Source organism: Celeribacter sp. HF31 (assembly GCF_011806455.1).
Taxonomy (GTDB): Bacteria; Pseudomonadota; Alphaproteobacteria; order Rhodobacterales; family Rhodobacteraceae; genus Celeribacter.
Genome location: NZ_JAATOT010000001.1, coordinates 527,999 through 540,892, shown reverse-complemented (window position 1 = coordinate 540,892; position 12,894 = coordinate 527,999). Strand labels below are relative to the sequence as shown.

Sequence of the window (12,894 nt, the reverse complement as noted above, 5' to 3'; positions counted from 1 at the left end):
GAAAAAAGAATGGGGAAAGGCGACCCTTCAGTCGCCTTCCACCTCTGAGAACCCACCGTCGGACGCCTCGTCGAAAGCGGCAATCGGAAAGTCGATCACGACATTGTAGCGCTTCTCTCCGTCCTCGACCTTAAGCTGACCGCCGAGCTGTTGCGCGAAGGCCTGGATCAGACTGGTGCCAAGCCCCGTGCCGCTGACCTGTTCCCGCGGCAAAAGCGGCGCGCCTTTGCTGTTGGAGACCGTCAAACGGCCCACTTCAGGTTCAAGACGCGTGAGGCTGACATCGACGCAAGGCAGCGCATTCTCCGGACGCCCCACGTATTTCAGCGCATTGGTCGTCGCCTCGGTGGCCAGAAGCGACAAGGGCACGGCCTGATCCGGATAAAGCGTGATCGGATCGTAGCTTTGGGTGTTCTCCAGTTTGATCTCATTGCCAACACCGGCATCGACCAGCTTGCCGACCGTGCTGCGCAACAGTTCATCGGCGCGCACCCGCCCCTCTGTGGTGGTCTCGTAGAGGCTTCGGTGCACCGTGGCGATGCTCATCACGCGGCCCTGCACCTCTTTGAGGGCAAAGCGCGCTTCGGGCGTTTTCGCCTTGCGCACCTTCATGTTCACGATGGAGGCAATGAGTTGAAGGTTGTTTTTGACCCTGTGATGCACCTCTTTCAAGAGCACCGATTTGTCATGGATCGTGTCCTCAAGCTCGGCCTCGTCGCGGGTCACGGTTTCCGCCAGATCATGCCATGCCCCCTCGATTTCACGGAGTTCGCGCGGCAGTCCGGGATCCTTGCGGCGCCTCTGATAACGCCGCGACGTCGCGAAGGTGCGCATGTCCCGGCTCAGGTGGCGAATGTGTTTGATCGCGAGGCGGTGGACCGCGAAATAGGCCACGCCGAGGCTGGTGAGCCACATGGCAATCGGAAAGATCATCGGCGTCGCGATGGCAAACCCCGGCGCCACCGAAAGGCGCTCGCGTGGCCAGCTCCCGATGGCGTAGACTTGGTCTTTCAGGATCGGCACCACGGCAAAGACACGCTCCTCGCCATCATTGGTCACGCCGGAAAAAGAGCTGCGATACTCTCCTGTGAGATGGACCAGAGGGCGGCCTTGGGGCAGGCGCGCATCGACGTCGTCCAGCCCGCCCGAGGCGCTCAGCACCTCGCCGTCGGCATTGAAGGTGATCAGTTCGACAGGCCGGTCGACCGGCGCATTTTCAAGATTGATGCGGGTGTCCTCATGCGGCAGAGAGAGGCTGATATAGCCATCGAACACGCCATTTTCGAAGACTGGCGCCGAGAGCACGATCACCTGGCGATGGCTGACCTGACCGTCCAGAACGAGATCGCTTCTGAGCGAAGGCGCCTCGATCATGTGTTTGTAAATATCGCGATTTCTGAAATCTTGTCCGGTCTTGGCAGAGCCGCAGACCAAAAACCCATCGGCACTGACATAGCCCGCAAAGGAAAACGACGGATTGCCCTTGATGAAATCCGCGAACACCCCGTCGCAGGCGGGCTCATCGGCCACGACAAAGGGCATGACAGCGGCCAGCGCCTCCGCCGTGCCAAAACCCGTGCGGATCAGGGCCTCCTCGCCCGCCGCCGCCTGCGACGTGAGCGCGAGCAGATTGCTCTGCGCGCGCTCATCTGCCGCTTTGGCGAATTGATGGGTAAGAGAAACGGCGATCAGGCCGATGGGAAAGAGCGCAATCGACAGAAGAACCGCAATGCGCACGCCAAGCCCGTCCACGCGGGCACGCACCATGCGCCAGATCACGCAGCGTCCCCCCGTCCCGGCATATTGGTGCTCATCACCGCCAATGTCTGTTGATCGGTCAGCTCCAAGGGCTCGCCCTCTTCGAGGTTCATCAGCGCGCTCAAGGCCTGACGCGCGCGGTTCACCCGGCTTTTGATCGTACCCACCGCCACTTCACAGGTCTCAGCGGCCTCTTCATAGGAAAACCCCATGGCGCCCACGAGCATCAGCGCCTCGCGCTGTTCGGATTTGAGCTGAACGAAAGCCTCTTCGAAATCCGCCATGGCGAGACGACCGTCATGGTCCGGTTTGTTCGCCAAAGTGGCGGCAAAGGCGCCATCCGTGTCCTGCACCTCGCGTTTGCTTTTGCGACGGTCGGAATAGAAGGTGTTGCGCAGAATGGTGAACAGCCAGGCCCGCATGTTCGTACCAACCTGGAATGAGGCGAGGTTCTTCCACGCCTTGATCACCGCGTCCTGCACCAGATCGTCGGCTTGCGACGGGTTGCGCGTCAGGCTCAATGCAAAGGCCCGCATCGCAGGCAGGTGCGTGACAATCTCTTCGCGCGGATCGAGCGGCGAGGCGTCTTGCGCCACATTTGCGTTACCGGTCATTGCGCGCATCCTGTTCTTTGAGCTGTTGCAGCAGCTCCAGGAAGCGGTCAGGCACCTCTTCTTCGAGGGTTTTCTGGTAAACTTTTTTCAAATTCATCTCGATCTGCTCATCGAGATTATGTTTTGGTTTTTGCTGCGCCATTATCTTTCCCATCTCAGGCCCATCTGATCGTATCCTGCGGGCTTTCTGAAAATTTTATACCGTTTTCGGGAACCAAACGCATTCCGGCGGCGTTTGGTTCCCGAGAATTCGAAAAAAAGGACGAAAATATATGTCGACAGCTCCGACAGAGAAGAAACTGTCCCTCATTGTGGCCAGCCTTCTGCCTTATCTGCGTCGTTATGCGCGGGCGTTGACCGGGGATCAGCACACCGGGGACAAATATGCGGCGACGACTCTTGAGGCGCTTTTGAGCGACCGCTCCGTCTTTGAAGAGATCGAAAGCCCGAAAGTGGCTTTGTTCCATGCTTTCCACCTGATCTGGGCCAGCGCCGGCGCGCCGACGGGCGAAGATGAGACGGGCCTCGCGAAACGTGCCCAGGCGCATTTGCGTCGCCTGACGCCGAACACCCGCGAGGCTTTGCTGCTCCACACGATCGAGGAGTTCACCCTCGACGAGGTGGCCGAGATCATGGGCACCGATGTCGATGAGGTCGAGCACCTTCTGAACGTTGCCCAGAACGAAATGACCGAAAGCATCAATGGCCGCGTCATGGTGATCGAAGACGAGGCGATCATCGCGCTCGATCTTCAGGGCATCGTAGCCGACATGGGCCACCAGATCACCGGTGTGGCCAGCATTGCCAGCGAAGCGGTGAAACTCGCGAAAGAGACCCAGCCGGATCTGATCCTTTCGGACATCCAACTGGCCGATGGCTCCTCTGGCATCGACGCGGTGAACGACATTCTCAAGGGCGCGGCGGATACGCCGGTGATCTTCATCACCGCCTTCCCCGAGCGCCTCTTGACCGGCGACCGCCCGGAGCCGGCCTTTGTCATCACCAAGCCGTACAGCGAAGATCAGGTGCGCTCTGCCGTGTCGCAGGCGATGTTCTTTGCCAGCACGGAAACGCTCGTGTCCTGAACTCGCGATAAAGCCAAATAAAACGCCCCGCCGAGAGATCGGCGGGGCGTTTTTCGTTACGATCTTCAAGAGATTACGACTTCGCAATCGCCCGAAGCATCCAGGCCGCCTTTTCATGGAACGCCGCGCGTGCGGTCGCCATATCGGCCGTCACATCGTCATTGTGCTCCTCGGAGAGCCTGATCAGCTTGTGCATTTGAGAGGCAAGCTGTTCGTGGTCCTGCGCCAGATCGGCCACCATCTCGGTGGCGCTTGGCGATTTCGCCGTGTCCTGCACCTTGGTGCCCGCAAGAATGTCGCCGATGGACATGGGCGCCAGTTGCCCCAGCGCACGAATGCGTTCGGCCAACTCATCGGTCGCTTCGAACAGCGCGCCATATTGCTCCTCGGTCAGATTGTGGACGCTGTAGAACAGCGGGCCTTCGACGTTCCAGTGATAGATATGCGTCTTCAAAAGAAGCGTATAGGTATCGGTCAGAACCTGCGAGAGCCCGTCGGCGACGGCTTTCGGAGAGCTGACCCCGGTGTTGACCTCGGTGGCTTCGGGAGTGGTTTCGAGACCATCCTTCATAATGTGCTCCTTTCTGATAAAATTCTTCGCGTGATATTGGGGGATGCGCCGGTGTTAAACCGGCGGCTTACCCCGAACAGCACGTGCGACCATCGCCAGCAAAAACAGGACGATGAAGATGAAGAACAGGATCTGCGCGATCCCGGCGGACGCGCTCGCGATGCCACCGAAACCAAAAACCCCGGCGACAATCGCAACGACAAGAAAAGTAAGTGCCCAACCAAGCATGGGAGTCTCCTTTTTAGCGATTTCATATATGCGCTCATCAAGCGCGGTCTGAGAGGGTAACGGCTCGCGCTGGCCCAAAGTTCCAAAGATATTTTTCGGAACTTTTTGCGGGGTTCAGGCGTTGGTGAAGCAACTGGAATTCGAAAGGAGAAAGATCATGGCACGTGCTCAAACCAATGGCACCGTCGAAGAAACTTCTGCTGATCTCTCGGCTCAAATCGCAACCTTGAAAGCGGATGTGGCCGAACTGACCAACACTTTGGCCGATTACGGTCGCGCTCAAAAAGCTCAGCTCGGCGCCACTGCCGAAGACAGCTTTGAGGCCGCAAAACAGAAAGGCGTTGAGACGGCTGACTACGCCCGCCAGCAGGCGCGTGACGCCTATGCCGGTGCGGAGAAAACCGTCCGCGAAAACCCCGCCGCCTCTGTCGGCATCGCCGCAGGTGTGGGGTTTCTGGTCGGCCTTCTGGCCAGCCGTCGTTCGTAAGGATCGCTTGCCCATGCTGACGGCATTACAATATAAATTGGCCCGGGGCGCACGTCGTGCGGCCTGGGTCTCTGCGGGTGGTATTCTCATGGCGATCGGCATCGGATTTTTGACCGTCGCCGCTTGGATCATGCTCAGCACGCTGAGAGATGCGCAGTTTGCCGCGCTGGTGATCGGTCTGGTTTATGTCGGCCTGGGTCTTGTCATCGTCGCCCTGAACGCGCGTGACAGCACCGCTAAAACTTTGGAAGAACAGCGCGCCGAAGAGGCCTACAGACGTGCGGCCTGTCCGCCCGAAGACGATCTCTTTGCCCGCATCGCCATCGCCTTTTCCGATGGCCTACAAGCTGGTAAAGCCTTGCGAAAGTAAGGCTTTACGCACCACTCTTTACGCGCCACAAAAACCTTCATCACCCCCGACAACGTAGCACATTCATCACCGCCTGAAACGCCGGGCGGGAGTGTCGCCGGTTCGGGCAATAAAGGTAGAAACTGTCCCAATAGGGGCAAAATCCCTCCAAGACAGACACAAGACGCCCGGCAGCAAAGTTCTCCTGCGCGATCTGTTCCGGCACATAGCTGAGGCCAAATCCCGCCAGCGCCGCCTTGTCGCAATCAAAAATATTGTTGAACGCCACCTGCCCCTCGACCCGCACGCGGAATGCGACAGCTCCTGCGGATGCGCGGGCGGTGGCGTGGTGGCGTGGTGGCGAAAAGCTCGGGCGCAGCTATGAGACCACCGAAGACCGGCTTGTCCTGATGCCGACCAGCCCGGACGAGAACTGGCGCGTGGTCTACGAAGGTTCCGAACCTCAAGAGAAGGAACATCGCATGACACAGAATATCGCAGGCAAAGTTGTCATCATCACCGGGGCCTCGAGCGGCATCGGCGAAGCCACCGCCAAGTTACTCGCCCGCCGGGTTTTGCCCCGCCGGGCCCTGCGCGCAGGTTTTTGTCCTTGAGCACAGGCTGGTTCAGCACGCGGCAGAGCCGAAAGCCTCTTGCTGACGAGACACCTCCCACAACGCGCCCCGAGACGCACCCTGCCATTCGACCTGATCGACCAGGCTTGGGACACTCTGCCGGGCGGCAATTTCCTGAGGACGCAAAGCTGTCTGGCGGAGGCTCAGGGATTCGAACCCTGGGGACGCTTTCACGCCCGCCGGTTTTCAAGACCGGTGCATTCGACCACTCTGCCAAGCCTCCTGATGCCGCGAGCGGGTCCGGACAGGATTAGCGCCCCCGGTTTGATTCTAAAACCCATCACGTGCATCCTGTTTTCGCATCTTGCCCGCCCTCAGGCGTGCCGTTTTCCGCCGCCGACACAACGCGGGGCTTTCCAGCTTGGGGACGAGGCGTTAGACTGTCGCCAAATTCGTTCGGGACGGCAAAAGGCTTTCTGCCCTCTCGGTGCGGCCAAAGATAAAATGAGCAGACAGAGAAACCTGAGCCCGACAGAAAAACGCCGGGCAAATCAGGGGCGATATAGGGGCATACTCATGCGAATGACGGGTAAAGGGACGCGCGCTGCGCTCCTTCTGGGGGTTACACTCGCGCTGACGGCGTGCGAGGACGGACAATCCTTTTTCGACAAGATGAAAGCACCGGCAACGGGGGCGTCCACGGCGTCGACCTCTACGAAACTGGTGGAACGCGATGTCGAGGCGCCGGATGTGTTTCAGGTGACCGACACGGGCCTTTGGGACGGGCGTCCGTCTTTGGGCGGTGTCTGGGTGGCACATTCCGATGTGACCGATCCGGAGCGCGTCATCATCCGCAACGAAAAAAACGGCAAATTCGTCATCGGCGCGCTGTTCAAACGCGAGGCCACCTCCCCCGGTCCGGGCATTCAGGTCTCCTCTGACGCCGCCGAAGCCCTTGGCATGCTGGCCGGCTCTCCCGCCGAGTTGAACATCACCGCGCTCAGACGCGAGGAAGTGGCGCAGGAGCCCGAAACCGTCGAGACCATCGCGGAAACGGAATCCATCGCAGCCACCTCGCTCGACGATCCGATCGCGGATGCGGCGGCGACGCTGGATGCGCTCGATGCGCCTGCCGCCGCGCCGATGGCAAAACCGGCGGCACCGGCTGCGGCACCGAAACCGGCAGCACCGAAACCCGCGGCCTCGGGCCTGTCGAAACCCTTCCTGCAAATCGGGATTTTCTCGGTCGAGGCCAATGCCAAACGCACGGTCGACATGTTGGGCTCGCAAGGCATCGTTGCGACAACGAAACCCGGCAGCTCGAATGGCAAAGACTTCTGGCGTGTCGTCGTCGGCCCCGCCGCAACCGCGTCTGAGCGCGCCGCACTTCTCGAAAAAGTGAAAAAGGCGGGCTTCACGGATGCCTATGCCGTGACGCATTAAGAGACAAAGCCGGGTGGGCCCGACAGGCCTGCCCCAACCTAGACGCCCCGCCCGAAAGGACGCCCCGCTCCCATGTTGCGCCTCATCACCAAAACGCTGGCCAAAAGCCTCACCAAAACTCTGGCCGCCGGTTTTCTGACCCTGACCCTCACCCTGCCCGCTTCCGCCTTTGAGACGCGCGCACGCGCGGCCTGGGTCTATGATCTGACCACCGACACGGTGCTGATGAACAAGGAGGCCCAGACGCCCCTGCCGCCCGCCTCCATGTCAAAGCTGATGACTCTCAACATGTTGTTCGAGGCGCTGCGCGACGGGCGTGTGACGCTCGACACGCGGTTCTCCGTCTCGACGCGGGCGAAGAACATGGGCGGTTCGACCATGTTCCTCAACGAGACCGACCGTCCGTCCGTCGAAGAGCTCATTCAGGGCATCATCGTGCTGTCCGGCAATGACGCCTGTGTCGTCGTCGCCGAAGGGTTGGCGGGCACAGAGGACAATTTCGCGCGTCTGATGAACGACCGCGCGCGGGTTCTGGGTCTTGAGAACTCGACCTTTGCCAATGCCTCCGGCTGGCCCAATCCCGGTCAGCGCATGTCGGTCGAGGATCTGGGCAAGCTGGCGATCCGCTTCATCACCGAATTCCCGGAATATTACGGCTATTTCGGCCAGCATGAATTCCCCTATGACAACCGCGCGCCGCAGAACCGGCACAACCGTAACCCGCTGTTGAAACTCGGCATTGGCGCCGATGGTCTGAAAACCGGCCACACCCAGGAGGCGGGCTACGGCCTCGTCGGCTCCGCCACGCAGGGCACGCGTCGGGTGGTTTTCGTGCTGTCCGGGCTTGCGACCGAGGCCGACCGCGCGCAGGAAAGCGAACGCATCGTCAACTGGGCCTTCCGCCAGTTCGCCGAAAAATCCGTGGCCGAAAAGGGCCATGAATTTGCCCGCGCCAATGTCTGGATGGGCGATCAGACCGAGGTGGGGCTTGTCGCCGCCGAGGATATTTCCGTCCTTTTGCCCGGCAGCCAGCTCGAAAAACTCTCGGGCGAGGTGATCTACACCGGTCCTTTTGAGGCCCCGATCACCCAAGGCGACACGCTGGCCGAGCTGGTGATCCCGCGCGAAGACCTTCCCGAGGCGCGTATTCCTTTGGTCGCGGATCGCTCGATTGCGCGCGGCGGATTGGCTCCGAGGTTGCGCACGGCCTTCATGGTGCTTAAGGACAAGTTGGAGGGGCAAACGGGTCTGGCCGTAGCCGAATAACTTATCTGGCATCACGGGAGCGCCATGTTCATCAGCTTCGAGGGCATCGACGGGTCCGGCAAATCGACACAAGCGCGGCTTTTGGCCGAGGGGCTTCGGGCTTTGGGTCATGAGGTCGTCCACACCCGCGAACCGGGCGGCTCGCCCGGCGCCGAGGAAATCCGCTCTCTCGTGCTCGAAGGCGACCCGGACCGCTGGTCGGCAGAAACCGAGATCCTGCTCTTCACCGCCGCCCGTCGCGATCATCTGGAAAAGACCATCCGCCCGGCGCTGGCCGCGGGCAAAGTCGTGATCTGTGACCGTTTCGCCGACAGCACGCGGGTGTTTCAGGGCGTCACGCGCGGCGATCTTCAGGACAAGGTGAACCGGCTTCATCATGAGATGATCGGCATTGAGCCGGACCTCACGCTTTTGTTCGACATGGACCCGGAGATCGGGTTGGCACGCGCCAAAGGGCGGCAGACCTCCGAGGAGCGTTTCGAAGATTTCGGGCAGGATTTTCAGGAAAAATGCCGCGCGGCCTTTCTCGATCTGGCACACGCGCATGACCGTTTCACCGTGATCGACGCCGGGCGCGAGATCGAGGTGGTCGCCAAAGACGTTCTGTCCCTCGTTGCGGGGCAATTGTCCTCATGAGCAGTCTCGGCGAAATGGAGATGGCGCCGGAGGCCGATTGCGCGCCGGGGGCCCCGCATCCGCGCCAGACCTCGACGCTCTTCGGTCAATCTCATGCCGAAGAGAACTTTCTCGACGCCTTCAATTCGCACCGGATGCATCACGCCTGGCTGATCACCGGCCCGCGCGGGGTGGGCAAGGCCACGCTCGCCTGGCGCATTGCGCGGTTTCTGCTGGCGCAGCCGGTGGAGGACGAGGGCGGGCTCTTCGGCGACGCCCCTCCCCCCACGGACAGCCTGGACTTGGGTCACGAGCATCCGGTTTACCGGCGTTCTGCGCAGCTCGCGGAACCCCGTCTCTGCCTCATTCGCCGCGAATGGGACGCCAAGAAATCCCGCCACGGTTCGGTGATCACCGTCGAAGAGGTGCGCAAGCTCAATTCCTTCTTTCACATGTCCGCCGCCGACGGCGGGCGCCGCGTCGTCATTGTCGACAGCGCCGATGAGATGAACGTCTCCGCCGCCAACGCCCTGCTCAAGACCCTCGAAGAGCCGCCGAAAGACGCGTTTTTGCTCTTGATCTCGCATCAGCCCTCGCGGCTTTTGCCGACGATCCGAAGCCGCTGTCGCGAGCTGCGCCTCGGACCGCTCCAACCTGCCGATTTGGCGCAGGCTCTTGACGCGGCAGGGTTCGATGCCGCAGAGCAATCAGACGCATTGGCGGAATTGTCCGCCGGCTCTGTGGGGGAGGCGTTGAGGTTGACGAATTTGGGCGGGCTGAATGTGTATCGCGATCTGGTGGAGCTGTTCTCCACCCTGCCCCGGCTGGATCGCGCGCGCGCGCTGAAACTCGCCGAGGGCTGCGTGGGCGCGGCCAACACAGACCGCTATGACCTGACGCTGGGCCTCATCGACCGGTTTCTGACCCGGCTCGCGCGCGCAGGTGCCGGGCGACCGCCGATTGTCGAGGCCGCGCCCGGCGAGGCTGCGCTTTTGACCCGGCTTGCCCCCGACAGCTTTGCCGCCCGCGATTGGGCGGTGTTGCAGCAAGAGCTTTCCGCACGTGCACAACATGCAAGGGCGGTGAACCTTGACCCTGCCGCTCTGATCCTTGATATGGTATTCAAGATCAACGACACCGCCTCCCGCATCAGCCGATGATGTCATGCGGTCCGAAGAACGAGCAGACCGCATGAGCCTTCCCGCCCGCATCACAGACAGCCATTGCCACCTCGACTTCCCGGATTTTGCCGAGGAATTGCCGGAGGTTGTCACCCGCGCCGTGGACGCCGGTGTGCATCGCATGGTGACGATCTGCACCCGTCTGCGTCAGGTGGATCAGGTCAAATCCATCTCCGAGCGCTTCGATCCGGTGTTCTGGGCGGCGGGCACGCATCCGATGTCGGCGGCCGAGGAACCTTTGGCGACAGTCGAAGACTTGGTCGCGCTGGCCGAGCATCCGAAATTCGTCGGCATTGGCGAGACTGGCCTTGATTATCACTACACCGCCGAGAGCGCCGACATTCAAAAAGAGAGCCTGCGCATTCACATCGAAGCCTCCCGCGAGACGCAACTGCCGCTGATCATCCACGCCCGTGACGCCGATGCGGATGCGATGGCGATTTTGGGCGAAGAATATCGCAAAGGTGCCTATCCTTGCGTGCTGCATTGCTTCACCGCCTCGAAAGAGTTCGCTCTGGCGGCGATGGAGTGGGGCTTTTACATTTCGATGTCGGGCATCACGGCCTTTCCGCGCTCGGAAGAGTTGCGCGAGATTTTCCGTGCGGTGCCACGGGATCGCGTCTTGGTCGAGACCGACAGCCCCTACCTCGCGCCGCCGCCGCATCGCGGGCGTCGCAACGAACCAGCCTACACGGCCCACACCGCCCAGCGCGCCGCAGAGACCTTCGAGATGGACTATGCCGAGTTCGCGGCGCTGACCGAGGCGAATTTCGAGCGCCTGTTTACAAAGGCCGTTTTATGAGCGCGCGCTTTACCATATTGGGCTGCGGCTCCTCGGGCGGCGTGCCCCGGATCGGCAACCATTGGGGCGCTTGCGACCCGGAGAACCCGAAAAACCGCCGGATGCGCTGTTCGGCTCTGATCGAGCGCGACGGCCCGGATGGAACGACGACGGTGCTGATCGACACCGGCCCCGACATGCGCCAGCAATTGCTGAACGCCGGAGTGGAGCGGCTCGATGGCGTGGTCTTCACCCATGCCCATGCGGATCACATGCATGGCCTAGATGATTTGCGCCAGATCGTGTTCAACATGCGCGAACGGGTCAAAGTCTATGCCGACAGCGAGACGGAAAACGACCTGATCGCGCGGTTTGGCTATGCGTTTGTGCAGCCTGCGGGCTCGAACTACCCGCCCATTCTGGACCTGAATGCCATTCGCGGGCCGGTCACCATTGATGGCCCTGGCGGTCCGGTGACGTTGACACCTTTGCAGGTCAATCACGGTCAGATCGAGGCCAAGGGATTCCGCATCGGTGATTTGGCCTACATCCCCGATGTGTTGGCGATCCATGAGGAGACCTGGGACGCGATGCAGGGGCTCGACACCTTCGTGATTGACGCGCTGCGCTACACGCCGCATCCCTCTCACGCTCATCTGGAGTTGGCGTTGGAGTGGATTGCGCGGGCCAAACCCCGGCAAGCCGTTCTGACCAATATGCACATCGACATCGACTACGCGACCGTGGATGAGGAGACCCCGGATCACGTCACCCCTGCGCATGACGGGATGGTGATCGAGATCACAGGAGAGCTCTGACTTGCAGGACCTGATCACCGTCATCCTGCCTGTCTTTCTGGTGATCGGATACGGCTATCTGGCGCGCCGGTTCGGATGGGTCAGCGATGAGTTGATCGACAGCGTGATGAAATTCGCCCAGAATTTCGCCGTGCCGCTGTTGTTGTTCTCTGGCATCGCAAAGATGGATTTGGGCCAGAATTTCCACCCGCCGATCCTGATTTCCTTTTACGCGGGCGCTTTGTCGGGCGGGTTGTTCTGTTTTCTCGGGGCGCGCTACCTGTTCAAACGCGATCTGACGGATGCGGTGGCGATCGGGTTCATCGGCTTGTTTTCCAACTCGCTTTTGCTGGGCATTCCGATCACCGAACGCGCCTATGGCGAAGCGGCCTTGGCCGGGAATTTCGCGATCATTTCGATCCATTCTCCGCTGCTTTACGGCATCGGCATTGCGGCAATGGAGATAGCCCGGACGCGCGGGCTGGGTCTGTCGGGCTTTGGCCTGATGCGGCAGATCGCGCGCTCTGTGTTGCGCAATCCTCTGATCCTCGGGATTGCGGCGGGGTGGACCGTCAACCTGACGCAGCTCCCCCTGCCCGCGCCGGTTTGGGATGCGGTGGGGCTGATGACTCGCGCGGCCATTCCGGCGGCACTTTTTGGTCTGGGGGGCGTGCTGTTGCGCTATAAGCCTGAGGGCGACATGCGGATCATTCTTTGGGCAGTTGCCGCCTCCTTGGTGCTGCATCCGATGATTGCCTACGGGCTTGGGCATTTCGTCTTTGACCTGCCGACCCCGTCCTTGCGCTCCGCCACAATCACCGCGGCCATGGCGCCGGGGATCAACGCCTATCTCTTTGCCAATATGTATGGTGTGGCGAAACGTGTGGCGGCGTCGTCTGTCTTGATCGGCACGGCAGGCTCGATCCTCACTGTCTGGTGCTGGCTGGCGATCTTGCCGTAAGCCCGCTTTGACGGCTTCTCCGCGGTCTGAACACGGCGGTCGCCTTGCAGGCGACACACGAGCGTTTCCATATGAGAAACAATTTTTGGGCCGCTGTGCGCATTCCATAGCTTTGCCCCAGCCTTGCCCCATTCATGCCGCAAAGACAGAGCACTTGGTGTCTCAAGCCATTATTAACCAAGA

17 protein-coding genes and 1 tRNA gene are annotated in these 12,894 nt (G+C 61.0%); 11 read left to right on the top strand and 7 right to left on the bottom strand.

The window, feature by feature from the left end:
- Positions 1–27: 27 nt before the first annotated feature.
- Genes HCZ23_RS02775 through HCZ23_RS02765 form a run of 3 tightly spaced genes read right to left on the bottom strand, consistent with a single transcriptional unit; the run spans position 28 to position 2,514 of the window.
- Positions 28–1,767 carry a sensor histidine kinase gene (locus HCZ23_RS02775; RefSeq protein WP_217703105.1) on the bottom strand — a complete coding sequence of 580 codons (1,740 nt, stop codon included), beginning with the start codon at positions 1,765–1,767 and terminating at the stop codon, positions 28–30.
- Between the two features lie 8 nt (positions 1,768–1,775).
- Complete coding sequence (locus HCZ23_RS02770) at positions 1,776–2,372, bottom strand: RNA polymerase sigma factor (RefSeq protein WP_167600144.1); 597 nt, start codon at positions 2,370–2,372, stop codon at positions 1,776–1,778.
- Entirely contained in the window at positions 2,362–2,514 is a 153-nt protein-coding gene (locus HCZ23_RS02765; protein ID WP_167600143.1) for a NepR family anti-sigma factor, read from the bottom strand. The genes HCZ23_RS02770 and HCZ23_RS02765 overlap by 11 nt, the downstream gene beginning before the upstream one ends.
- 130 nt (positions 2,515–2,644) lie before the next feature.
- Between HCZ23_RS02765 and HCZ23_RS02760 the strand changes: the two genes are divergently transcribed.
- Entirely contained in the window at positions 2,645–3,457 is an 813-nt protein-coding gene (locus HCZ23_RS02760) for a response regulator (RefSeq protein ID WP_167600142.1), read from the top strand.
- Between the two features lie 73 nt (positions 3,458–3,530).
- Here HCZ23_RS02760 and HCZ23_RS02755 read toward each other — a convergent pair whose 3' ends face one another.
- Entirely contained in the window at positions 3,531–4,028 is a 498-nt protein-coding gene (locus HCZ23_RS02755; RefSeq protein WP_167600141.1) for a Dps family protein, read from the bottom strand.
- A gap of 54 nt (positions 4,029–4,082) precedes the next feature.
- Positions 4,083–4,256 (bottom strand): DUF1328 domain-containing protein, encoded by a 174-nt coding sequence (locus HCZ23_RS02750; protein WP_167600140.1) that lies wholly within the window; start codon positions 4,254–4,256, stop codon positions 4,083–4,085.
- A gap of 157 nt (positions 4,257–4,413) precedes the next feature.
- Here HCZ23_RS02750 and HCZ23_RS02745 point away from each other — a divergent pair, with 157 nt between their 5' ends.
- Together HCZ23_RS02745 and HCZ23_RS02740 are read left to right on the top strand one after the other, a co-directional pair.
- The gene (locus HCZ23_RS02745) at positions 4,414–4,743 is read left to right on the top strand and encodes a YqjD family protein (protein ID WP_167600139.1); all 330 of its coding nucleotides are present in this window, start codon (positions 4,414–4,416) and stop codon (positions 4,741–4,743) included.
- Positions 4,744–4,756: 13 nt separating this feature from the next.
- Positions 4,757–5,113 (top strand): phage holin family protein, encoded by a 357-nt coding sequence (locus HCZ23_RS02740; protein ID WP_167600138.1) that lies wholly within the window; start codon positions 4,757–4,759, stop codon positions 5,111–5,113.
- Positions 5,114–5,153: 40 nt separating this feature from the next.
- Here the strand turns inward: HCZ23_RS02740 and HCZ23_RS02735 are convergent, their stop codons facing one another.
- Positions 5,154–5,381, bottom strand: a complete 228-nt coding sequence (locus HCZ23_RS02735; protein ID WP_368487273.1) for a LysR substrate-binding domain-containing protein — start codon at positions 5,379–5,381, stop codon at positions 5,154–5,156.
- Here HCZ23_RS02735 and HCZ23_RS18040 point away from each other — a divergent pair.
- Complete coding sequence (locus HCZ23_RS18040) at positions 5,371–5,706, top strand: hypothetical protein (RefSeq protein WP_254869871.1); 336 nt, start codon at positions 5,371–5,373, stop codon at positions 5,704–5,706. The genes HCZ23_RS02735 and HCZ23_RS18040 overlap by 11 nt on opposite strands.
- 154 nt (positions 5,707–5,860) lie before the next feature.
- On the opposite strand, the gene HCZ23_RS02725 is transcribed toward HCZ23_RS18040, so the two are convergent.
- A tRNA-Ser gene (locus tag HCZ23_RS02725) sits at positions 5,861–5,950 on the bottom strand.
- Positions 5,951–6,243: 293 nt separating this feature from the next.
- Here HCZ23_RS02725 and HCZ23_RS02720 point away from each other — a divergent pair.
- From HCZ23_RS02720 to HCZ23_RS02690, 7 genes are all read left to right on the top strand, one after another.
- Positions 6,244–7,110, top strand: a complete 867-nt coding sequence (locus tag HCZ23_RS02720; protein WP_167600137.1) for an SPOR domain-containing protein — start codon at positions 6,244–6,246, stop codon at positions 7,108–7,110.
- A gap of 72 nt (positions 7,111–7,182) precedes the next feature.
- Positions 7,183–8,376, top strand: a complete 1,194-nt coding sequence (locus tag HCZ23_RS02715) for a D-alanyl-D-alanine carboxypeptidase family protein (RefSeq protein ID WP_167600136.1) — start codon at positions 7,183–7,185, stop codon at positions 8,374–8,376.
- Between the two features lie 24 nt (positions 8,377–8,400).
- Positions 8,401–9,012, top strand: a complete 612-nt coding sequence (gene tmk / locus HCZ23_RS02710) for a dTMP kinase (RefSeq protein WP_167600135.1) — start codon at positions 8,401–8,403, stop codon at positions 9,010–9,012.
- Positions 9,009–10,151, top strand: a complete 1,143-nt coding sequence (locus tag HCZ23_RS02705) for a DNA polymerase III subunit delta' (protein WP_167600134.1) — start codon at positions 9,009–9,011, stop codon at positions 10,149–10,151. Before tmk ends, HCZ23_RS02705 begins: the two co-directional genes overlap by 4 nt.
- A 31-nt stretch (positions 10,152–10,182) precedes the next feature.
- Positions 10,183–10,974, top strand: coding sequence for a TatD family hydrolase (locus HCZ23_RS02700; protein ID WP_167600133.1), 792 nt, complete (start codon positions 10,183–10,185; stop codon positions 10,972–10,974).
- Positions 10,971–11,771 carry an MBL fold metallo-hydrolase gene (locus HCZ23_RS02695; protein ID WP_167600132.1) on the top strand — a complete coding sequence of 267 codons (801 nt, stop codon included), beginning with the start codon at positions 10,971–10,973 and terminating at the stop codon, positions 11,769–11,771. The genes HCZ23_RS02700 and HCZ23_RS02695 overlap by 4 nt, the downstream gene beginning before the upstream one ends.
- A 1-nt stretch (position 11,772) precedes the next feature.
- Positions 11,773–12,711, top strand: a complete 939-nt coding sequence (locus HCZ23_RS02690) for an AEC family transporter (RefSeq protein ID WP_167600131.1) — start codon at positions 11,773–11,775, stop codon at positions 12,709–12,711.
- The last annotated feature ends 183 nt before the right edge of the window (positions 12,712–12,894 follow it).